This window comes from uncultured Ellagibacter sp., assembly GCF_934636505.1.
Lineage (GTDB): Bacteria > Actinomycetota > Coriobacteriia > Coriobacteriales > Eggerthellaceae > Ellagibacter.
Genome location: NZ_CAKUAL010000001.1, coordinates 22,001 through 42,622, shown reverse-complemented (window position 1 = coordinate 42,622; position 20,622 = coordinate 22,001). Strand labels below are relative to the sequence as shown.

General features: G+C 60.1%; 20 protein-coding genes. 6 read left to right on the top strand and 14 right to left on the bottom strand.

Annotated elements, in window-relative coordinates; genetic code table 11:
* Window positions 1–116: 116 nt before the first annotated feature.
* Together Q0G18_RS00175 and Q0G18_RS00170 are read right to left on the bottom strand one after the other, a co-directional pair.
* Window positions 117–1,340 carry a DUF4143 domain-containing protein gene (locus Q0G18_RS00175; protein WP_297148375.1) on the bottom strand — a complete coding sequence of 408 codons (1,224 nt, stop codon included), beginning with the start codon at window positions 1,338–1,340 and terminating at the stop codon, window positions 117–119.
* An 804-nt stretch (window positions 1,341–2,144) separates the two neighbouring features.
* A complete protein-coding gene (locus tag Q0G18_RS00170) occupies window positions 2,145–2,687 on the bottom strand; it encodes a metallophosphoesterase family protein (RefSeq protein WP_297148342.1) in 543 nt (180 codons plus the stop codon).
* A gap of 523 nt (window positions 2,688–3,210) precedes the next feature.
* Here Q0G18_RS00170 and Q0G18_RS00165 point away from each other — a divergent pair.
* Together Q0G18_RS00165 and Q0G18_RS00160 are read left to right on the top strand one after the other, a co-directional pair.
* Window positions 3,211–3,660: an Hsp20/alpha crystallin family protein gene (locus Q0G18_RS00165; protein ID WP_158048917.1), complete on the top strand. Its 450-nt coding sequence runs from the start codon at window positions 3,211–3,213 to the stop codon at window positions 3,658–3,660.
* Between the two features lie 173 nt (window positions 3,661–3,833).
* The gene (locus Q0G18_RS00160; protein WP_297148340.1) at window positions 3,834–4,463 is read left to right on the top strand and encodes an NUDIX hydrolase; all 630 of its coding nucleotides are present in this window, start codon (window positions 3,834–3,836) and stop codon (window positions 4,461–4,463) included.
* A 12-nt stretch (window positions 4,464–4,475) separates the two neighbouring features.
* On the opposite strand, the gene Q0G18_RS00155 is transcribed toward Q0G18_RS00160, so the two are convergent.
* The 7 genes from Q0G18_RS00155 to Q0G18_RS00125 form a co-directional block, all read right to left on the bottom strand.
* Window positions 4,476–4,769, bottom strand: coding sequence for a YerC/YecD family TrpR-related protein (locus tag Q0G18_RS00155; protein ID WP_297148339.1), 294 nt, complete (start codon window positions 4,767–4,769; stop codon window positions 4,476–4,478).
* Between the two features lie 4 nt (window positions 4,770–4,773).
* Window positions 4,774–6,363 (bottom strand): citramalate synthase, encoded by a 1,590-nt coding sequence (gene cimA, locus Q0G18_RS00150; protein WP_297148337.1) that lies wholly within the window; start codon window positions 6,361–6,363, stop codon window positions 4,774–4,776.
* Between the two features lie 185 nt (window positions 6,364–6,548).
* The gene (locus tag Q0G18_RS00145; RefSeq protein WP_297148335.1) at window positions 6,549–7,040 is read right to left on the bottom strand and encodes a hypothetical protein; all 492 of its coding nucleotides are present in this window, start codon (window positions 7,038–7,040) and stop codon (window positions 6,549–6,551) included.
* 58 nt (window positions 7,041–7,098) lie between these two features.
* Window positions 7,099–7,317: a hypothetical protein gene (locus Q0G18_RS00140; protein ID WP_297148333.1), complete on the bottom strand. Its 219-nt coding sequence runs from the start codon at window positions 7,315–7,317 to the stop codon at window positions 7,099–7,101.
* 794 nt (window positions 7,318–8,111) lie between these two features.
* The gene (locus Q0G18_RS00135) at window positions 8,112–8,405 is read right to left on the bottom strand and encodes a hypothetical protein (RefSeq protein WP_297148331.1); all 294 of its coding nucleotides are present in this window, start codon (window positions 8,403–8,405) and stop codon (window positions 8,112–8,114) included.
* A 561-nt stretch (window positions 8,406–8,966) separates the two neighbouring features.
* Window positions 8,967–9,392, bottom strand: a complete 426-nt coding sequence (locus Q0G18_RS00130; RefSeq protein WP_297148329.1) for a PIN domain-containing protein — start codon at window positions 9,390–9,392, stop codon at window positions 8,967–8,969.
* Complete coding sequence (locus Q0G18_RS00125) at window positions 9,379–9,648, bottom strand: AbrB/MazE/SpoVT family DNA-binding domain-containing protein (RefSeq protein ID WP_297148327.1); 270 nt, start codon at window positions 9,646–9,648, stop codon at window positions 9,379–9,381. Before Q0G18_RS00125 ends, Q0G18_RS00130 begins: the two co-directional genes overlap by 14 nt.
* Before the next feature lie 264 nt (window positions 9,649–9,912).
* On the opposite strand from Q0G18_RS00125, the gene Q0G18_RS00120 reads away from it, so the two are divergent.
* The gene (locus Q0G18_RS00120; RefSeq protein WP_297148325.1) at window positions 9,913–11,091 is read left to right on the top strand and encodes an IS110 family transposase; all 1,179 of its coding nucleotides are present in this window, start codon (window positions 9,913–9,915) and stop codon (window positions 11,089–11,091) included.
* 547 nt (window positions 11,092–11,638) lie between these two features.
* Window positions 11,639–12,010, top strand: a complete 372-nt coding sequence (locus tag Q0G18_RS00115; RefSeq protein WP_297148324.1) for a hypothetical protein — start codon at window positions 11,639–11,641, stop codon at window positions 12,008–12,010.
* A 78-nt stretch (window positions 12,011–12,088) separates the two neighbouring features.
* On the opposite strand, the gene Q0G18_RS00110 is transcribed toward Q0G18_RS00115, so the two are convergent.
* From Q0G18_RS00110 to Q0G18_RS00100, 3 genes are all read right to left on the bottom strand, one after another.
* Window positions 12,089–14,383, bottom strand: a complete 2,295-nt coding sequence (locus Q0G18_RS00110; RefSeq protein WP_297148323.1) for a carbohydrate-binding domain-containing protein — start codon at window positions 14,381–14,383, stop codon at window positions 12,089–12,091.
* A 2-nt stretch (window positions 14,384–14,385) separates the two neighbouring features.
* Window positions 14,386–15,084, bottom strand: a complete 699-nt coding sequence (locus Q0G18_RS00105) for a DUF4956 domain-containing protein (RefSeq protein ID WP_297148320.1) — start codon at window positions 15,082–15,084, stop codon at window positions 14,386–14,388.
* A 405-nt stretch (window positions 15,085–15,489) separates the two neighbouring features.
* On the bottom strand, window positions 15,490–16,311 hold the full coding sequence (locus Q0G18_RS00100) for a polyphosphate polymerase domain-containing protein (RefSeq protein WP_297148318.1): 822 nt from the start codon (window positions 16,309–16,311) through the stop codon (window positions 15,490–15,492).
* A gap of 396 nt (window positions 16,312–16,707) precedes the next feature.
* On the opposite strand from Q0G18_RS00100, the gene Q0G18_RS00095 reads away from it, so the two are divergent.
* Together Q0G18_RS00095 and Q0G18_RS00090 are read left to right on the top strand one after the other, a co-directional pair.
* Entirely contained in the window at window positions 16,708–17,409 is a 702-nt protein-coding gene (locus tag Q0G18_RS00095) for a response regulator transcription factor (RefSeq protein ID WP_297148316.1), read from the top strand.
* 30 nt (window positions 17,410–17,439) lie between these two features.
* Window positions 17,440–18,828, top strand: coding sequence for a HAMP domain-containing sensor histidine kinase (locus Q0G18_RS00090; protein ID WP_297148312.1), 1,389 nt, complete (start codon window positions 17,440–17,442; stop codon window positions 18,826–18,828).
* An 81-nt stretch (window positions 18,829–18,909) separates the two neighbouring features.
* Here the strand turns inward: Q0G18_RS00090 and Q0G18_RS00085 are convergent, their stop codons facing one another.
* Entirely contained in the window at window positions 18,910–20,217 is a 1,308-nt protein-coding gene (locus Q0G18_RS00085) for a HipA domain-containing protein (protein WP_297148310.1), read from the bottom strand.
* Window positions 20,214–20,525, bottom strand: coding sequence for a helix-turn-helix transcriptional regulator (locus Q0G18_RS00080; RefSeq protein WP_297148308.1), 312 nt, complete (start codon window positions 20,523–20,525; stop codon window positions 20,214–20,216). Before Q0G18_RS00080 ends, Q0G18_RS00085 begins: the two co-directional genes overlap by 4 nt.
* Between the last annotated feature and the right edge of the window lie 97 nt (window positions 20,526–20,622).

The window sequence follows — 20,622 nt, the reverse complement described above, 5'->3', positions numbered from 1 at the left end:
ACGAGGGGGTTGCCCAAATATCGATCAACCCCCTCGCATTCACAGAGGCGAGCGAGCGAACCGCAATAATCGCCCGACTCGCATTCACTCGCCTACTTGAAACGTGAGGAGCTCCTTTAAGCGCCAAGCATCGCTGCAGGAATCACACACACGCCGTCGTCGCGCCGATATGCTACGCTTCCACGGCCAACTACCACTGCCAAAAATGCTGGTTCTGCGTTTTTGGCTGCGGGGTTCGACGCAACCTTATCACGAAGCGAAAGCAGGGACTTCGCCCCCTCGTCGGCTTTGGTGTCAGACAGCTTGATCTCGACGCCTCCCCAGACGCCACCGCACTCCACGATTGCATCGACTTCAAGACCAGTATTATCTCGGTAGTAGAATAGTTCGTTTCCTATACCCGAATAAGAGGAGAGGAATACGCGCAAATCGCGGATGACCAAATTTTCGAATAGCATTCCGAGCGTTTGAGTGTCTCGTAAAAGCCTCGTGGGCTCAGCTCCTAAAAGAGCCGCCGCCAACGATGGATCGCAGAAGTAACGCTTCGGCTTTACTCGAGCGCGCGCCTTTCCACGCATGGGAGGCGACCAACCGCGCAGCTCTTCCGTTATGCTCAACCGATCGAACAGCTCGAGGTATGACGCTATCGTCTCATCGGTCGGCACGGCCTCTCCATTCGACATGTCTTTTGCGAGGGTTTTGTAAGTAACAGCCTGACTCTCGTTAAGCGCGAGCGCTCGCATGAGAGCGAGCGCAGTTGCAGGTGATCTGCCTTCCTCGATTACATTGACGTCAAGCACTGACTGGATATATTGCGATGCAGTCTCGCCTGCGGCCTCGTCGGAAAGACCGAGGTTTGCCGGCCAACCGCCACGACAGCACCACCGAGCAACATCAAGGAGCCCCGACTCTTTTCTTGCGGGGACAACCGCTTCGCCGTTGAGCAAGGACGAAAGCGACACCATCGCCTCGCCCTCACCTGATTCGCATAATGCCATGGGGCGCATTGACAAGCGAGCAATTCTACCAGCTCCTGAATGGCGGACCTTTTGCCGCTCATCCTTCTTCAAGGCGGTTGAGCCCGTAAATAGAAGGATTCCACGCTTATTGCCCGACTCGTCCACGAAACGACGCGCAGCGTCCCAAACCTCAGGCACCTCTTGCCATTCGTCAACGAGATGCGGGGGATCACCAAGCAACGCAAGCGTTGGGTCAAGTTCAGCCGCTTCCCGTTGCGCAGGGTCATCGAGCTTGGTCATGCTGGCGCTTCGCGACATTGCTGTCCACGTCTTCCCGCACCATTTAGGACCATTAACCTCAACGCAGCCAAATGCTCCCATTAATGAGTCAAGCCGTCGCTCGATCAAACGAGGCCTATAGCCTTCCGGCGTGAGGGTTTTTGTTCTGCTCATAACGCCATCCTTAGCCGTTGATGCTCGATTTTGGCCTTTCCGAAATTCCAAGTAGCTATTGTACCGCATTGTCATTCGGTATTTTGCAATGTTTTCAACCGCGGTTTTGCAATTTTTTCATTCGGCATTTCGCAATATTTTCAACCGGAGTTTTGCATAACGAGGATGGGGTTGATCGCGCAGTCTCTGCACCCCGCGTCCCTAGCCCCACGAGTCGATTCTCGCCCTTCCGTCCCCCGTCCCACGACTGAGACAAATCGCCCGACCCATCCTAGGAAGCGAGTCGACCATCCCCAGACAGCCGGCCGCGCTCCAAGATCCCAACGCACGCGCAGCAGCTACTGCTGCAGCAACCATAGCCCCGCGAAAGTCGGCCTTCATTCGCCCGGGAATAATTCTCAATTGTTCAAAAAAAGCCCTCGGAGGAGCACTCCCCTGAGTTCATGGTCAGCTGGACGAGTTGTGCGACGTTTCGATCGCGGAAAGTCGGCGTTTTCGCGCTCCTGGAAGCCGGCTGGGAAGCCCTTGCTGGGAAAAGGCCTGGTCGCGATTTTTCCACGCGAGCGCAAGGAGAGAAGCAGGGGCGCACAACTCGCTCAGTTGACCACGAACTCGGGGATGTGCTACAGGAGTGAGGCAAATCGCCCGACCCCGTCCCGTTCGTGGGCCCCCGGCGGGCCCCGCCCCGCGCGCTTTCGCCGCAAAGCCCCGAGGGCGCGAATGCGGCCGGCCTTACGTGAAGTCGTGGCGCAGCACGACCGCACCGCAGTGGCAACCGCGCGTGGTCCGCTCGACCCAGGCGCGCAGAATGCGGCCCTCCCACACGTCGATCTTCGCCACGCATTGCGGGAACCCCCCGCGGGGGCTGGTGGGCGAGCCGGGGCAGAGCAGCAGGTCGGCCGGGCGCGCTTCCTTCCCCACCACGATTTCGGGCACATGGGTATGCCCATGAATGCACACGTTTGGCAGCGGATCGCCCGGCGCGAGCGCACCCGACCCCGCGAACGTGATGCGCACATCCCGCGGGTAATGCGCCACGAGGAAGCGCACGCCATCGATGACGGGCCGGGCGTAGCGGCACACCGAGGTGCCGTACTCGTTGAAGTCGTTGTTGCCGAGCACGGCTGTCACAGGCGCAAGCGTTTGCAGATCGCGGATAATCTCGGGGCTGCAGATGTCGCCCGCATGGATGATATGCTCGCAATCAGCAAGCGCATTGAATGCCTCAACAGGCAAAATGCCATGCGTATCGGAAATCACGCCGATTCGAGCCATACCACACCCCGCTTCCTTTCGCCCCTTACTCCGCAAAGCATACTCGTTTGACGACCGCTCGAGAATACCCGTTCGCGATTGCAATGCGAAACGGGTCTCGCCGCTATCGCGGCACAGGTTGGAATAGCGGAGGAAACCTAAGATGCGAAGCGCGCATCAAGACGCGGAAGGGGCGCAAACGGCGTGCTGAGAGCGAGCGAACAACCTGCCCCTTCCCCTTCTCTTCGGCGTCGCCTTCCGATTATCTAAGCGTATTCCACTCAAGTTACCTTCTAGCAAATGTGTCAGGTTTGTGACGAACTAGCACTCTCCATTGACGAGTGCTAATGAGGAGTCTATAACGATAGTCGAACCAAGAAGGGACGCCGAGAAGAAGCGAAGGCAAGGCGCCGCAGGGTTTTAGCCCACTGCAGGCGGGCACGGCAACGTTGCCGCCCACCGCTAAAGCGAGCGAACAACCGCGACAGCAGGTTTCCGCCGATTCCCAAAACAGAGCGCCCCCCGTTATTAGGAGATGACAATGATGACCATGCTTATGCCGACTCGTAGGAATTTCTTTAATGACCTGATGGCCGATCCGTTCGACGCGTTCTTCAACACCCCGTTCACCCCGGCGCCGAAGTCTTCCTCCACGCTGATGCGCACCGACATCAAGGAGCATGACGACGGTTTCGAAATGACCATCGACCTGCCTGGATTCAAGAAGGAAGACGTTCAGGCCGAGCTTAAGGACGGCTACCTCACCGTAAACGCCGAGACCAAGACCGAGACCTCCGAAGGCGACGAGAAGAAGGGCACCTGGGTACGCAAGGAGCGCTTCGAGGGCAAGTGCAGCCGTACGTTCTATGTAGGCGAGGATGTCAAGGAAGAGGACATCAAGGCTCGCTTCGAGAACGGCACGCTCGTGATCGACGTCCCCAAGCCGCAGCCGCAACCCAAGCTTGAGGAGAAGAAGACCATCGCCATCGCGTAGCCTTTCCCCTCTCGATTTTCCTTTCCCTCTCTTTTTTCTCCGATTGACGCCGGGCGCGTCCGATAAGCCCAGCGCGAAAGCCCGTAAGGATCCTCCCCCTGCGGGCTTTCTTTTTCTCGCCCCGCACCTGGTGTATCATGGCGCCGAGCAACGATGCGGCAAAGGATGGGCAGATGAACGCAGCAACGACCAGCGGCATTCCGCAACTGAAGAACATCGAGCAGGTAAGCGAAGGATGGATCAACAAGTACATCCTCACCTACGAGCTGCCCGACGGCACCGACTACGTGTACGAGAGCACATCGCGTAAGAAGCTGGAAGCATACCGCGCGGGCCTTATGGCGAATGCCCGCGGCGAAGCGCCTCGCGTAGACGCCGTTTGCATCGTGGGCGAAACGCGCGAAGGAACGCTGCTCATGATCCGCGAGTTCCGCTATCCGCTGAATTCCTGGTGCATCGCGTTCCCCGCAGGCTTGAAGGAACCTAACGAGAGCATCCGCGAATGCGTCGACCGCGAGCTGCGCGAAGAGACGGGGTACCGCCTGCGCACCGACGTCGATGAGCCTGTACGACTTTTGCCCCAGGCGGGATTCTCGTCGACAGGGTTAACCGATGAGGCAATCCAGATTGTATTTGCCCAGGTGGAGAAGGCGGGCGATGCACAACCTGAAGAAAGCGAGCTCATAGCGCCCTTCCAGCTTCCCCTAAGCGACGTGCGCCGGTTCCTCGACGAGAACACGACCCTCATCGGGACGCGTGCCCAGCTCATCTTGGAAGTGTTCGCCGCACGCGCCGAGCGCTAGGAGACTTGCGGGCTATTCCTTCTTGTCACCAAGCGCTTCGAGCGCGGCGGCGTAACCGCCCGACCCGTAAGAGAGGCACTTCGACACGCGGGCGATAGTCGTCGCCGAGGCACCTGTTGCCTCCTCGATCGCGGAATAGGGCTTGCCAGAGGAAAGCAGGCGGGCCACAGCCAAACGCTGCGAGGTCTCGCGAATCTCGCGAATCGTGAACAAGTCCTCGAGCAGGGCAAACACTGTATCTTTATCGTTTAACTTGGCGAAGACGGACAGCAGGTTCTCGACTTCGGGGGTTCTCAGTTCGCTCATTTCACTACCCTTCTGCTCGTATGAGGCCGTACTCGATGGAATCGACAAGCGCGTTCCACGATGCCTCGATGATGTTCTCGCTCACGCCGACCGTGCCCCAACTGCCGCGTTTATCACTCGTGGTGATGATGACGCGCGTCGTGGCGCTCGTGCCGGCGCCTTCCTCATCCAAAATGCGCACCTTGTAGTCGGTGAGCTCCATGTTCGCCACCTGGGGCAGGTACTCCGTGATGGCCATGCGAAGCGCTGCGTCGAGTGCGCCGACGGGGCCCGTGCCCTCGCCCGTGGCGACGATTCGGCGATCACCCACATGAATCTTGACCGTGGCCTCGCTCGCCGCGTCCTTCGCGAGAGCGCCCGTGTCTTCCCGATCGTCCACGATGACGCGGAAGCTCTCCAGCCTGAAATGGGGCTCGTATAAGCCGAGATGCCGCCTGATCAGCACCGCGAGCGACCCGTCAGCAACCTCGTAGGAGTAGCCGTGTGCCTCGCGCGCCTTCACGTCGTCCAGAATCGCCTGAAGCGTGCGCGCGTCGCCCGAAAGGTCGATTCCCAGGCTCTTCGCCTTCGCGGCAAGCGACGCCTTCCCCGCAAGCTCGCTCACAAGCATCCGCGTTGCGTTGCCGACGTTTTGGGGGCTCGTGTGCTCGTAGGCTTCCGGGAAGCGCGCGATGGCGCTCGCATGGAGGCCGCCCTTGTGCGCGAACGCCGAGGCGCCCGTGTAGGGATGGTGCGCGGGAACGGACAGGTTGCACGTTTCGGCGACGAACTGGGCGGTCCGCGTGAGGTCGCGCAGGTTGTCGGAGCCGACGCAGCGGAGCCCCATCTTGAGCTCCATGTCGGCGATGGCGGTGAGCAGGTCGGTGTTGCCCACGCGCTCGCCGATGCCGCCGACGGTGCCCTGCACCTGCAGCGCACCCGCACGGACAGCGGAAAGCGCATTGGCCACCGCACAGCCGGAATCGTCGTGACAGTGAATGCCCAGCTGCTGGCCGGGAAGCGCACGCGCAACGACGCCGACCACCTCTTCCACCTCGAAGGGAAGCGCGCCGCCGTTCGTCTCGCAAAGATCGATGGAGTCGGCGCCGGCCTCGCTTGCCGCGCGGATGCACGCGAGCGCGTAGTCGGGATTTGCCTTGTAGCCGTCGAAGAAGTGCTCGGCGTCGAACACGACGGTGAGCCCGTGGGCCTTCAGATACGCGACCGAGTCGGCGATCATGCGCAAGTTTTCCTTGAGCGTGGTCTGCAACGCGCGCGTGACCTGGGCATCCCACGTTTTCCCGACGATGGTTGCCACAGGAGCGCCGCACTCGATGAGGTCGGCAAGCCCTTGGTCTTGGTCGGCCAGCGTGCCCTTCTTGCAGGTAGACCCGAACGCGGCGATGCGCGCATGGGCAAGCGGCAGCTCCCTCACACGGCGGAAGAACTCGATGTCTTTCGGGTTCGACGCGGGGAAACCGCCCTCGATGAAATCGACGCCGAACGCGTCGAGCCGCTCCACGATGCGCAGCTTGTCGTCAAGAGAAAGCGAGATACCCTCGCACTGCTCGCCGTCGCGCAATGTGCAGTCGTATGTGAAGATGTGCTGAGCCAAACCCCGCCTCTTCCCAGCGAAAACGCCGATTGAATAGCCGTTCGTCCACGGGCTATTCTACTCCAACAGACTAGAGCGGAAGAGCGTTTTTCGGGGAAGATTCCGCCGTCAAACACGAAGTGCGATTGAGCTGGCTATACCGCCCGCCGACCCGACTCATAGGCGCGGACGGATGCGTTTGGCGCTTACTTCGATCCACCGCCACCAAGCCCGATGAGCAGGTAGAGAATCCAACCTGCGGCAATGATGCCGTACCTAGCCTTTTTGCTCATGTCTTCCTTGTTCAGCATGATAATCGTGAGCGGAACGGGGAAAATGCAAATCCACCCCAGAACCCACAACCACGTTTTGCGCTTCTTCGGGGGCTCTTGAGGGGCCGGCTGGCAGGATGCCTGCTGGGGTTGGGGAGGGACTTGGGGCTGGAAAGTTGGCTGGGAGGCTGGTTGATAGCAGACTTGCTGAGGTTGGGAAGATACCTGCGCCGCTTCCGCTTGAGCCCTTTGACGACCCTTCTCGAATTCGTACCCAGCCTTCTCTGCTCCGTCGAGCTGGACTTTCTGAATCTCGTCATCGACTGGCAGGGCGGCACCGCAATAGCTGCAGAAAGCCATTTTCCTATCCATGTCGACTTCAAGCCGAGCGCCGCAGCCTGGGCAGGTAAGGTTGACGATCTTCACGAGAATCCCTTTCGCATCACGAGCTCCGAGATGAAAATCAGGAAATCAAGCACCTGTTTCATTGCGAACCGTTCTCGCTCCTCTCCTTGTCCTCGCGAATGAGGCGCTTCAGGTATGACGACATGCTTTCCTCCCGATTCCTCGCGAATTCGTACAAATCGTAATCGGGCGGAAAGAAATTGCACTGGATCTTCTTCTGCTTCGCCTTCTTGTACTTGTTTTCCGCCGCGCGCTGCGCATCAGTACGCTTCACGGCGCGCTTCTTCGGTTCCGGCATCGCAAACCCTCCCTAGAAAAACGGCGGAGTCGGGGTTGTCTCACACACTCGGGGAGACACCTGCGGAAGGCGTTGGCCCCGGGACCCGCGCGCTGAGATTGCCGCGCGGGGAGCGCTTAATGACTCGCCACCTCTTCGCCGCGCCCTTTGCTGGGTTCACTATACTCAGCCCGTAGTGATTGCATGTCCCCACCATAGTACAGGTGCGAAAAGCTTCCGTTTGGCACTCATCGTCCTTGAATAAGACTCTCACGGCCGCCCTGTACGACGGCATAAAAGAAGCCCTCCAGTTGCTCATGTTCTGACGACGACGACAACTAAAGGGCTAAACCGTCTCGCCGCGTATCTTCGCGGCGGGATGCCGGGTCCGGCATCCCACGGAAAGCGTCACTGACGCGCTGCGAAGCAGCAATCGGACGACCGCACGAACGAACGAACGCCCCAACCTGCCAGAAATCGGGCGGTTTTCATCAACATGAGCCGCTTGGGAAGCGATTTTCACCCCCTGCGGCGGGTCATCACGAACGGCATGCGGGCATAAGGCCAGGTCGGCGAATTCGGCATCCGAGTCGCCTTCCCCGACTTCCCGCGTTCGCTCCCCGCGATGATGAAGAGTGCCCAATTTCTGGCATGTCCCCCCTCTCGAAACGCGCACCTTGCCAAAGGGGGCAAGCTCTCAGCCCCAGCCGTCCGCACCGCGCCACGAAAGAGGCGCGACTCTCGGCCTCGGCCGTCCGCACCGCGTCTCGCCGCGGAGTTGCGCCTTCACCGAGTTGTTGCCTTCTTCCTGCGCCTCATTCGTAGGCCCTTCCGCAGAACGAACCATCGAGGGTCGCAGCGATGAGGCCTGCGATCAGGAAATCATCGCCATCATAGCGAGCGATTTTATGGGCCTCGAGGTAGGCCCACGCAATAGAAGCAACGGGGTAGGCAAACGCTACGCTTGAATAATCGTTCGTCATTGCTTTGATGTCCTCGATAGGACCCGGATAGGACTCGCCGCTTTCCAGCAAATCAGCAAGAACAAGACAGGCCCTCGGGCCGCCTTTCGACACCAGCTCAACAATTTGCTCATCCGGCAGATCCAAAACCAGCCTCCTCTGCATCCGAAGTCCCTGCCCACGAGGATCAATGCTCCACTTCCTCGCGCAGTCTACTTCCTTTCACGAAAGCCATAGCGCAGACCTCCAAGGTCGACCCGAGTGAGCATTACGCACCGTCGCCTGATGTCCCAAGTCATTGTCGGCCAAAGATCACCCCGCACGCGCTGGGAAGTCCCGATATGATATAAACTCTGTTATGGACGCGCACCCTGGTTAAGAACCGAGGCCCGCGTCCATTCTTTCTAGGTGCGTCAACAGGGATTATCCCCACGCGCGGGAAGCGTTTATGGTGGACTTGCAGCCCGCGAGGTCGGAGTTGAGACCATCCCGCGCGCGGGGAACGCTTAATGACTCGCCACCTCTTCGCCGCGCCCTTTGCTGGGTTCACTATACTCAGCCCGTAGTGATTGCATGTCCCCACCATAGTACAGGTGCGAAAAGCTTCCGTTTGGCACTCATCGTCCTTGAATAAGACTCTCACGGCCGCCCTGTACGACGGCATAAAAGAAGCCCTCAAAAGTACAGAGAATCCCGCGAGCGCCTCAATCACAGACCGAGGTGCTGGACAAGCTCACGAGGCTCGGCTTTCGGCACGGTTGAGCCTATAAAACCTTTCTCGTCTCGGGTAGCGATATAATCAGCCCCGAACTCCTCTGCCGCCTGGCGAATGAGTCCATCCTCGAAGTCCGGCTCATCGGATCGTAGCGCACTGCGAAGCAGAGACTGATCGACCGCGCAAACCGAGCAGCAATCCAAAATCAGCCCGACGCTTTCTCGCCTTTTCTCGTCGGACATACCTCCCTTTCGGGCGATGTGGTAGAAGTCGACGAGCTGACTTGGCATAACGAAACCAGCGACCTTACCGTCGGCTATAGCACAAAAGACATCGAAGGCCTCTGCACTCTGCGGCCTACCCTCGACAAGAGCGTCGAGCAGGAAATTCGTGTCAAGAAAGATGCTATTCACGCTCATGTGCCGCTTCTTTCTCCTCCTCGATGCTCATATCGACGAGCGCAGTACAGCGTGCGTTGTCTTTGCGCAATGCAGCAAGACGCTCCTTTATTTCCGCTGACCCGTCTTTCTTCGGCTTGAGCACGATGCTTCCGTTTGGGAGTTCGCTGACTATGAGGTAATCGCCTGCCGTCACTCCATGCTTGCGCCGCCACGCGGCGGGCAGCGCCACAACTTCGCTGTTGCCGCTGCGCATCACCTTCATCACTGCGTCCATGACCACTCCTATCTTTAAGTCGTTGCATTTTTAAGCCTTTTATCGAATGCTTATGGATGCAATGCAGATTCTGGCGGGCAGGGTTGCCGACATGGCCGATGAGAGCCTTGCTTCTCGTAAAGGAGTCTGGCAACCTGCCCCATCCGGGCGAGGCCGCGGATAAGCTGGATGAGGGTGGCCGCGCGCCATTCCTCGGATCTCTTCTAGGAGGTAGCGGTCCCGGGTGCGGTAGCAGGAGCCCGCCGCTAGCGGAAGGAGCCGCCCATGATCTACGCAGGTGTGGACATCGCCAAGGTGGACCACGTGATCGGCGCCGTCGACGAGACGGGGGCCGAGGCCGCAAGGCCCATGAAGTTCAAGAACAGCGAGGCCGGCTTCGGGAGGTGCATAGCCTGGCTGGAGTCCGTCGCCGAGTCGGAGGACGACGTGTTCGTCGGCATGGAGGCCACCGGCCACTACTGGAAGGCCTGCTTCGCCTACCTGATGGCCGCGGGCTACCGCGTGTGCGTCGTCAACCCCATGCAGGTGCACGCCATGCGCAAGCTCAAGAGCCTGTCCGGCGTGAAGAACGACCGCATCGACTCTTGGCTCATAGCCGAGACGCTGCGCCAGGGCGACTACGACGAGACGAGGCTGGCCACCGACGAGGTGCAGGCGCTCAAGCAGCTCACCCGCTACCACCAGGGGCTCAAGCAGGAGCTCGCCGCCGTGAAGACCCAGGCCATATGCGTGCTCGACGCCTACTTCCCGGAATACGCGGCGCTGTTCTCCGACATGTTCGGGGCCGCGTCGCTCAAGGTGCTCGCGGAATGCCCGACGCCCTCCGAGGTCGCCCGCAAGCGGGCGTCCTCGATAGCGAAGCTGCTGTCGGAGGGCTCGCGCGGCAGGCTCGGCGACGCCAAGGCCGCCGAGGTCAAGGCCGCGGCAAAATCGTCGGTCGGCATAAGGCTCGGCGAGGAGGCCGCCTCGTTCCAGATCAGGACGATGGTCTCGCAGGTCGAGTTCCTGAACGCCACGATTGCCAAGGTCGAGAAGGAGGTCGCCTCGCTCCTCGGGAAGGTCGAGCCCAACATCACGACCATCCCCGGCGTGTCCACGACGACCGACGCCCAGATCGTCGCCGAGATCGGCGACGTGAAGAGGTTCAGGAACGCCGCGTCGATCGTGAAGTACGCGGGGCTCAACTCCGGCGTCGACGAGTCGGGCAAGTACTCGGCCGAGGGCGTTCCCATAACCAAGCACGGCTCGCCCTACCTGCGCAGGTCGCTGTGGCTGGCCGCGAACCGGGCCAGGCAGTACGACCCGAGGCTCAAGGAGTACTACGACAAGCTGCGCCGCAAGGGCAAGCCCCACCGCGTCGCGGTCACCGCCGTGGCGAGGAAGCTGTGCCACGTCGTCTACGCCGTCATGCGCGACGGGAAGCCGTACGACCCGGCCAAGTAGCCCCGGTTGGCATATCCGCCCTAGCCGCCATCGCATCTGCGATGCGCCCCATTGCGCCCAAAAGCATTCGATATTCGGCTGTCAAAGTGCGTTAATCGGATAAACCTACTCGGCTTCAAAAAACTTCGGATTATCCCTTGACTTCATATAGCTGGTCTCCTTTCAGGATGTCATGACATATATTAGCTCGTCATGACGGGGAGTCGCAACCCTCTGCGCTCAAGAACGCCCCAACCTGCCAGAAATCGGGCGGTTTTCATCAACGAGCGGCCCCTAGGAGGCGATCTTCGCGCCCTGCGGCAGGTCACCGCGAACGGCATGCGGGCATAAGGCCAGTTCAGAGAAGGCCAGCATCCGAGTCGCATTCCCCGACTCCCCGCGTTCGCTCCCAGAGATGATGAAGAGTGCCCGATTTCTGGCATGTCCCCCTCTCCAAAAGCGCACTTCTTCCCACAAGAACCAACCCGTAAAGAACTTGCACGCACCTTCTAGATTTATTGATAACATTTCTATAGCATTTATCCTCAAACAGAAAGGATAATCCCATATGATTACGACTAGGCGGGTCGTACTTCCAGCGCTTCTTGTCGTCGCGATTGTCGTAGCAATCGGCGCGGCAATCGCCGTCATGCAGCCAACCGCTCGCTATGTCGCTTTCACCCTGCAAATCGTAGATGCGTCAGAACAGCCCATACCCTATGCGGAGGTCGACAGCACTCCTTGGGACTGCCCCAGCCATGAAGCCATGGATCGGCAATTCGCCGACGAAAACGGCCGTCTCGCTATTCCGAAAGCACTTGTCTGCACGCACACCACAGATATCTGCTCTGGTGATACTTGCTTATTGTCACAATACGAACTTCAGATAACGAAAGAAATGGACGGGGGAACCGTCACCGTTGTCGCGGGCGGAGAGTAAGCATCCCCGCCCAGTAAGGCTCGCCCGTCAAAACGGGGCGGCGTCCTCTCCGCGTCAGAAGCGCCGCCCGCCAGTCATTTACCGACCCCGTGCGCCAGGACCCGACCCCACGCCTCCTACGCTCGACGAAGGCGTGGTGCTCGCGGTTGCAGAAATCGAGCTACCGCCCGAGACGGTCCCGGAATCGGTATAGCCATGCGCATCCACGTTCGTCAACACTCCGCCTATCACCAGAGAATATTCCCCACCTTCGGTAAACTTCGGGCTGCTTGCCAGCACCATGCCGAATTGCTTGGTAGCTGTCATCGACGCAATCACATTGCCGTTTGCGTCCACAATTGCGACCGTCTCGCCCGCGCTGCCGCTCACGTTCGCGGTGTAGAGAAACAGCTGAGTGCCGCTCGAGAAACTCTGCGCCATGCGCGATGAGCCGATCATGAGCACCGTACCACCCGAGACGGTCGCCTCGCTGTCGTAGTCAAACGCGCCATCACCATCGCTCGACGGGCCGTTGACGAGCACCGTACCGCCCGTGATTTCCACGCTGCCGTTGCTGTCGATGGCATCGCCCGCCGAGTCGAGCACGAGCGTTCCGCCGTTGATCTGGATAAGGCAGTCGGAAGAACCTGCGCCAGGGGCACCGCCCTGATTGCCAGCATCCTGGGGTGAGCCACCTTGGCCGCCCTGGGGAGCATCGCCCTGGCTGCCAGCACCCTGGGAGGGCCCGCCTTCACCTTGCATGCCGCCTTGGTCACCCCGCAGTGCGTCACCTTGGGCCGCTTCGCCTTGCGGGGTGCCGTTCTGAGCCTGCCCCTCGCCCTGCCCCTGGGCACTGCCTTGCGGAACCTGGCCGCTCAATCCACCCTGGTCACCACCTGGGAAGTTAGCGCCATCCGCAGGGCTTCCACCCGAGGCAGGCCCGCCTTCGCCTGGCGTTTTTCCATTGACAGCAATACCGTCCTCACCAGGAGCGCCACTATCATTAGCTTCCTCGTAATCGGCCGAGCTATCCGAGAGGTCGGCAGCGCTTGCGTTGACCGCGTCATCGGACGCCACGATGGAAGTATCACCGCCGTTCACGTATACTTTTTCCGCCTCGAGGCCTTCATAGCAGCTGGCCACGTTAATGGTGCCGTCGTCGACCGCAAGCTCGGTTTCCGCATGGAAGGCATCATCGCCCGCGCTCACCGTGAAGCCACCGCCTGCAATCGCCATCTGCAAGTCGGAATGGAACGCGTCATCGGCCGAGGTCACGCCGAACGTTCCGCCCGTGATGCCAATATAGGTCTTCCCCTGCACCGCGTCGTCGCCCGCGTTGATTGCGAAGGTACCGCCTGTGATGCTCACGAAACCCTGCGCGGCCTTCGTGTCCTTGTTCGACTTGATGCCGTCACCTCCCGCCACCAGGCTGAACGTGCCGTCGGCAATCTTCACGCAATCGCGACCGCGCAGGCAATCCTCGACTGCCGTCACGTTCAGCATGCCACCCGTGACAACCAAGTCGTCCTTCGAGCAGATGCCGTGGCGGTAATTCGCTGTGACGTTGAGAGCCCCCGCGCCGTTGATGGCGAGGTCGCAGCGGCAAAAGAGCGTCGCGTACGGCTCATCGGAGTCATCTTCGAGCGCGTAGTCGGTACCGTCGGAAAGCGAGTTTTGCGTACCATCGGCCAAGGTCACGAAGCATTTATCGGCGTTTTTCGCATAGATTGCGGGACCGTTCTCGTTGTGGATAGTCGCCCCCGCAAGTACCAGCTGAACCTTCGCGTCATCGGACGCATCGACGACGATCTGCCCCGACGAAAGCTCGCCTGAGATAATGTAGGTTCCTTCCGATGAGATGGTCACCGTCGAGCCATCGACTGCGGCGCCCGAGCCGTCAACGCTCGCAGACGACCCCGAAAGCGTGATGCGCGTGGCAGATGCCTCGTTGTAGCTTGCGTCCAGGTCGCGATTCGAATAGTCCAGGTCAAGAGCCGAAACGTCGAAAGCTGCGGCAACGTCTTCAAAGGCGGAAGACTCCGAGTCGGCCGTTGCGGCAGCGCTGCTCGACGCCGCAGAAGAAGACTCTGCGCCCGAGCAGCCGCCCAGCCCCGAAAGCGAGAAAACGAGCACAGCGGCGATACAAAGTGCGGCAAGACGCCTCATGCAACCCGACCTGGCCCCTTCGGCGGCGCCCACAAAGCGAGTTCCGCAGCGCAGCGAGGACTGTTTGAGCGACTGGGCGTTGCCGGAGGGACGGGCCGCGACCTGACGGGGCTCTTCGGCGGCGCCCACAAAGCGAGTTCCGCAGCGAAGCGAGGACTGTTTGAGCGACTGGGCGTTGCCGAAGAGCCCCCTCTCGCAGCTCGCCTTCTCAACCGTGCGCTTCCCCATCTCTACAACACCCCCTGCGGCTTGAGCTCGCATTTCCCGAGCGTCACCTTCAAGTTCCCATTAAGACAGCGCACCTCGTCGATCAGGCGTTTCTCCATGCCGGGCTCACGAAGGCGCAGCGTGTACTCCAGCGTGTAGAGGCTTCCCATGTTCGACGTGGTCACTTCGGTGAGCTCGTGCTCGGCGGCGAAACGATCGAGCACGTCGTCGAAGATGCCGTCGAATTCCAGGTCCTCGGGGACGATGATCTTAAGCGTCTTCTCCGCTTCGCGCGGACGGCCGAGGGGCGAGAGCACATACGCCACGTTCACGACCGCGATGATTGCGGTGAACAGAACCGCCAGGCCGAGAAAGCCCATGCCCGTGGCAAGGCCCACCGCCATCGCCAGAAACACGCTGCCGATGTCCTTTGCGCTGCCGGGAATGGAGCGGAAACGCACCAGATTGAACACGCCCATGACGGCGATGCCCGCGCCAAGGTTGCCGTTGACCAGGGTAATCACCATCTGCACGATGAGCGGCAGAAGCGCCAGCGTAACCACGAAGTTCTTCGAGTACCGATGACGGAACATGTAGACCCCGGCGATTACGAGACCGAGGGCGATAGACACGACGGAACACAAAAGAAAGCTCGACGCCGAAACCGACGAGACGAGCGAGTCGGCGGTTCCGAACACCGACGAGAACATAAGATCCGACATGGAGAATCCTTTCTTGAGGAGAGGTTATCGAAGACGAGTCGCGCGCATGAACGGGGACGAAAACTGAGGGAAAGAAGCCCTCCAAACCTCTTCTTCCCGAAATTCGATGCGCCGTGGACAAAAAACGCCGATATGTGAGTCGCTTTGCGCCGAGGAAGAGGCGCAAGCAGAAGGCGAGAAGTTGCGACCTGGCCTTATGCGAAAACGCCATGACCTTCTTTGTCGGCCAACTCGAAAGCGACTCACATATCGGCGTTTTTTGTCCCTCGCTTCCCATTTTCCGAGCAGAATGCCGGCCGACCCTTCCCGAACCCGCAGCCGTAGCCTTCCCAAGCTGCACGCAAAGCACGGCGAATCATCCACGTGAACAGAGCCGCGCCATTTTCTGCAACCGCATCGCCTTCCTTACGACGCCTTGCGCATGCTCGCCTGATAGGCCGCGCCATATTTGGAGAACGACGAGGGGTACGCCTCGCAACCGTCGAGCGCGTCGACGAGCCACAGCGGGAAGGGACCGGCGCACTTCACCTCCATGATCGACTCGTCAGCAGGCAGAAGCGGGCGCGGCATGCCGAACCCGACGGGCGGGCGCCTGCGCGACGCCTGCGCGACACGCGCCTCCTCGAACAGGTCGCGATACGACACGTTCTCGTCGAAGGTGATGCGCAGCGTCGAGGGAACGTCGGCCGCCTCACCTTCCCCGCCAATCGCGAGAGGCGCGTACGCCGTGCGGTCGCAGATCGTCACCATCGATGCGCGCAGCGAGGTATAGCGCTCCTTGAAGGCATCGATTTCGCGCGCAATCTGCAAACTCCGCGGCGAAAGCGACGCTTCGGCGAGAATCTGATCGGGCAGCGGAAATTCGCAACACGCCTGCTCATAAGGCATCCCGCCCATGTACGCCCGCGCTGCCGCGTACGAGCAACCGACGCGACGCTTATACACGATGCCCTTGTATTTCTTCTTGAGCTCGACGAACACCTGGTCGTCCTCGCCGGGGATGCCGTAGCTGCGCACGCGGAGCTTCTCCTTGTAGAGGGGCTTGTCCAACGATCGCTCGATAAGCGCCCGGTCGGGCGTGTCGAAATAGCGGCTGACGATGCTCGTCGTCCCGTAATCGTCGACAGCCATACGCCCCTCGAGCGCCGCAAGCATCGCATGGCGCTGAGCTGCATCGAGGCGGTACTTGACTTCCTTGCGCTCGAAAACCTCTTGATAGCTCGTCATAGGTATATGCTTCCTTTTGGAGAGGGGCGAAAAGTCGTCCCTTGGGCGGTTGTGCCGTCGGCGGCGCGGGGCCGATCACCGATACAGGAAAGGGAGGAGGAGAGGGAAATGGCCCCGCCTGCCGACACCCCGAATGCTACGAAGCGCCCCTGAAAGAACCCTGAAAGAAACGCTCAAACCTAAAAATCGGGCAGTTTCTTTCAGGTTGTTTTCAGGGTCGTCCCCGACAATAGCCTCACGGCCGCAACCGCCCCATCCACGATCCCCAGCGCGGAGGCGGTGGCGGCCGTTCGCGTCTCGGCGGGGCGTCCGCAAGGACCCGCGTCGGGACATTTCCTTCGCAAAACCGTGCTAGTATTCCAATCAAGAAAGCACCGAACGTGAAAGAGGAGCGCTGTGCAGATTCTCGTAGTCGAAGATGATGTACGCCTTGCCCAGGCACTTTGCCGCATCCTCGAGGAAAGCGGCTACAAAACTGACGCCGTGCACGACGGGCAGTCGGGGCTTGATTATGCGGAAAGCGGCATTTACGACGTCGTCATCCTCGACGTGATGTTGCCGAAGATGGACGGGTTCACCGTCGTGTCGAACCTGCGGCGCGCCGGCGTGAACACGCCCGTGCTGCTCCTGACCGCGCGCGACGCCGTGCCCGACAAAATTTGCGGGCTCGATTCGGGCGCCGACGATTACATGACCAAGCCGTTTTCCCCAGCCGAGCTTATGGCGCACCTGCGCGCCCTCACGCGCCGCCAAGGCGAGGTGCTCTTCGAGGCGATAACCTCGGGAGACGTTTCGCTAAATCTGGAAAGCCACGACTTGACCTGCGGCGATCAATCGATTCACCTCAGCTACAAGGAATTCTCGCTCGCCCGCGTCCTTATGGCGAACGCAGGCGCCGCGGTGTCGAAGGCCACGCTGATCGAGAAAGTGTGGGGCCTGGAGGCGGCCGCCGACGAGAACAATGTAGAAGCCTACGTATCATTCCTGCGCAAGAAGCTGAAGTTTTTGGGATCAGCATCGCGCATCGAGACATTGCGCGGCGCTGGGTATCGCTTCGCCGCAGAAGGCGCCTCAACCGACAATCGCGCGAGCGCGTAAGACTGCGCCGCATTCCCCGAAGAGATTCCCATGCTGAAAAAGCTCCGCATCAAGTTCATCGCGCTCAACATGGCCACCGTGGCCGTGGTGCTCGCCGTGATTTTCTCCGCCATCTGCGTCATCAACTACCAGCAAAGCGTGGCTTCCGTGCACGAAGCGATGAGCAACGCCATCGCGTTCACGGAGTCGAAGGGTCTCGCGCTGACCGAGGGTGACGCCCAGAGGCAGGAAAGCGCGCAGGAGCAGGATGCGGGCGACCCCGGGCAAGACCAGGGGCAGGACGCGGGCAACCCCGACGACCAGGCGAACGGGGACCAGGAAGACGACGGCGCGCGGCATGGCACCCCTCCGCAAATCGGCGGCGGACCTGCGGGAAGCGGCCCGCATGTCCCCGTGGCGGTGTATCGCATCCTGAAGAACGGCAACTATGCGCTCGCAGGGTCGGCGGCTTCGGCATCGATTGCAGACGACGTGCTTGAAAAGGCAATATCCCAGCTCGCAGATGCCCCCGACGGTTCGGGCGAGCTTGCCGAACTTGGATTGTTCTACGAGAAGCGCACCTCCGACACCGGCATCGAGCGCGTCGCGTTCGCCGACGTCAGCTCCGCAAGCGGATGGCAGACCCTCGCGCTCACCCTCGCGGGCGTCGGCGTGGTCGCGCTCGCCATCTTCTTCGTGATCAGCGTGTTCTTCTCCCGCTGGGCCCTGCGCCCGGTGAAGCGCGCGTGGGAGCAGCAGCGACAGTTCGTAGCCGACGCCTCGCATGAGCTGAAAACCCCGCTCACCGTCATCCTCGCGAACACCTCGATTCTCATGTCGCACCCCGAGCGCACCATCGCAAGCCAGAGCCAGTGGGTCGAAAGCACTCAGGCGGAAGGCGAGCGCATGCAGGGGCTCGTGGCCGACCTGCTTCTTCTGGCGCGCCTCGACGCCGAGGAGACCGACATCGTGAAATCGAAGCCGAAGGAGCGCATCGACCTGTCAAACCTGGTGGAAGGCGAGCTTTTGCAGTTCGAATCGGTGGCCTTCGAGCGCAACATCGAGCTGGAAAGCGACGTGGACGAGGGCATTGCCGCGCAGGGGTCGATCGAGCGTCTGCGCCGCCTGGTCACGACGCTTCTCGATAACGCGTGCAAGTACGCCGGCGACAACGGCAAGGTGCGCGTCGAGTTGCATGCGCAGGATGGGGGCGCGCGATTTATCGTGCACAACACGGGTTCGCTCATATCGGCGGAGGACCTGCAGCACGTGTTCGACCGCTTCTACCGCGCCGACAAGGCACGCACGAGCGGTGCAGGCGGCTTTGGCCTGGGACTTTCCATCGCGAAAGAAGTCGCAGAAGAGCACGGCGGCACGATTACCGCGAAGAGCAGCGACGAAGAGGGCACCACCTTCACAGCAACCCTGCCGATTGCGTAACCGGCCCGCACGGAGCAAGAGGCATCCTTGCAAGCGGGCTGCTCGACCCTCGAAATAACAATCGTGCCGAAAAGGCGCCCGTCACATTCTCTCAAGAACTCGCGCGCAGTTTTGTGCAACTTCGTCCTCCAGCGAAGTCAGGACATCTTCCGCATCCCGAAAATCTTCGCCACGCGCTTCGGACGCGACTTCGCGCAACGCCCTAGGAGCAAGCTCTGCCATAGTCGCAAGCCTTCCGCAAAGCAAATCCGAATCGAGGCCGATCTCCTCAAGCTCGCAATCCGCGACCATCTTCCTCACGTTTTTCGCACCGAGCATTCCAAACCTGTTTTCGCCGCCAATAGGCAACGCAGCGCGCAAAGGCTTCCGCTTCGATGGCGCCAAAGAACGATAAGGGGCGATCGACGCAACGTCATAGAGGGGTGCAATTCTCACGTCATCGGGAGAGAGAAACATGAGCGAGTGATTTTTTGCATGCGCATCCGTTGCGCCAATGAGATAGTTGAAGAAGGTAAAGAGAATGAAGCGGTAGACGTTTTCCCGTGCATTCTTCCCCGTCGCCTTTAGCAAGTCGATTATCTGTGGCGTCGTCGGCCCTCCCTGCTCGGCATATTTTGCGTCGGGCATAACGGCGAGCGCCTGGCAAAGATCTTCTTGATGGATTCGCAGAACGCGTCCCTTCTCGTCTCGCACGCGATCGTAGCGCTTTATCACAACAGCAGGTTCGCTGCCGAACATGCAGAAATCCACTTCAGCCGCGGGCAAGCCGACTTTCGCAGCCGCTCGCATCGAAGCAAACTCGACAAGTGCCTGGTTGTTCATTCCAGCCACCCCTGGCTTTACGATATGCGTCGAGGCCGCCGCGCCCGAACAATCGAACCACTTGCCATCTTGTTCGCGCAAAGTGAATTTAGCCTGGCAGCCCGCAAGTGACCAGCGGCCCTCCGTTTCCGATCCGTCAATCCATGCGGCAGCAGCATTCCTCCGCACAGCAGCAAGCTTCTCTTCAACATCCTCGTCGATTAGCGGCGTCAAATCGCGCCGATCGTCTTCCGAGGGCAAGGTTGCCCCTCGCTGGCAAACCTGAACAGCGCCTGGACAATCAAGCCCAATAGCGCTGAGCAGGCGAAATGGGTTGTTCGGGGATATCCCATACCGAAGGCCGATTGCGTTCCGCGTGCTCTGTTCATCAGGAAGAAGCCCCATAAGATACGGACGGACGACCCGATCGCCATTCCTCTGAAGTCCGACTGGCATCGACAGCGACAGGGGAACCCCTTGATACTTCAAGTCGTATTCGAACGATAATCCGCCGTGGCCGTCCTCGGCGAGCTTTCCGCTGAAGACGCCCGCAATATATACGTCTAGATAGCTGTATGCTGCCGTCATTTTTCGCCACTCCCGTCGAGGCTCCAGATGTCAGCCATTTTCAGTTCGGGAAGTTCAATCGACGGCTCGAGAGCAGTCGGCGGTTTAAGCGGCTTATCAAGATCGACCGACATGTTCATCTCGAGGACATCAAGCAGCTTCAAGTAGTTCCCCAATCCGAAGTTTTCGCTTTCCCCCTGTTCAAGAGCATAGATAGTGCGAGCCCCTATACCTGTCTGCTTCGCTAGAAAAGCCCGAGAGATTCCGCGCTCCTCGCGAACCCGTCTAATGATGCTCCCTGCCGCTTCCGCACTCGCAACCTTTCCCATGAGAACCTCTTTTCGCCATATATTGCAATACGCAGTATATTGCGATTCGCGATATATGGCAACATCGCTTGCATTTTTGCCTATGATTTCGAAAAAT

Bases quoted from the DNA above. Each gene is read 5' to 3' on its own strand.
- Q0G18_RS00175 (WP_297148375.1), bottom strand. From the start codon at position 1,340: ATGGGAGCATTTGGCTGCGTTGAGGTTAATGGTCCTAAATGGTGCGGG.
- Q0G18_RS00170 (WP_297148342.1), bottom strand. From the start codon at position 2,687: ATGGCTCGAATCGGCGTGATTTCCGATACGCATGGCATTTTGCCTGTT.
- Q0G18_RS00165 (WP_158048917.1), top strand. From the start codon at position 3,211: ATGACCATGCTTATGCCGACTCGTAGGAATTTCTTTAATGACCTGATG.
- Q0G18_RS00160 (WP_297148340.1), top strand. From the start codon at position 3,834: ATGAACGCAGCAACGACCAGCGGCATTCCGCAACTGAAGAACATCGAG.
- Q0G18_RS00155 (WP_297148339.1), bottom strand. From the start codon at position 4,769: ATGAGCGAACTGAGAACCCCCGAAGTCGAGAACCTGCTGTCCGTCTTC.
- Q0G18_RS00140 (WP_297148333.1), bottom strand. From the start codon at position 7,317: ATGCCGGAACCGAAGAAGCGCGCCGTGAAGCGTACTGATGCGCAGCGC.
- Q0G18_RS00130 (WP_297148329.1), bottom strand. From the start codon at position 9,392: ATGAGCGTGAATAGCATCTTTCTTGACACGAATTTCCTGCTCGACGCT.
- Q0G18_RS00125 (WP_297148327.1), bottom strand. From the start codon at position 9,648: ATGGACGCAGTGATGAAGGTGATGCGCAGCGGCAACAGCGAAGTTGTG.
- Q0G18_RS00120 (WP_297148325.1), top strand. From the start codon at position 9,913: ATGATCTACGCAGGTGTGGACATCGCCAAGGTGGACCACGTGATCGGC.
- Q0G18_RS00115 (WP_297148324.1), top strand. From the start codon at position 11,639: ATGATTACGACTAGGCGGGTCGTACTTCCAGCGCTTCTTGTCGTCGCG.
- Q0G18_RS00110 (WP_297148323.1), bottom strand. From the start codon at position 14,383: ATGGGGAAGCGCACGGTTGAGAAGGCGAGCTGCGAGAGGGGGCTCTTC.
- Q0G18_RS00105 (WP_297148320.1), bottom strand. From the start codon at position 15,084: ATGTCGGATCTTATGTTCTCGTCGGTGTTCGGAACCGCCGACTCGCTC.
- Q0G18_RS00100 (WP_297148318.1), bottom strand. From the start codon at position 16,311: ATGACGAGCTATCAAGAGGTTTTCGAGCGCAAGGAAGTCAAGTACCGC.
- Q0G18_RS00090 (WP_297148312.1), top strand. From the start codon at position 17,440: ATGCTGAAAAAGCTCCGCATCAAGTTCATCGCGCTCAACATGGCCACC.
- Q0G18_RS00085 (WP_297148310.1), bottom strand. From the start codon at position 20,217: ATGACGGCAGCATACAGCTATCTAGACGTATATATTGCGGGCGTCTTC.
- Q0G18_RS00080 (WP_297148308.1), bottom strand. From the start codon at position 20,525: ATGGGAAAGGTTGCGAGTGCGGAAGCGGCAGGGAGCATCATTAGACGG.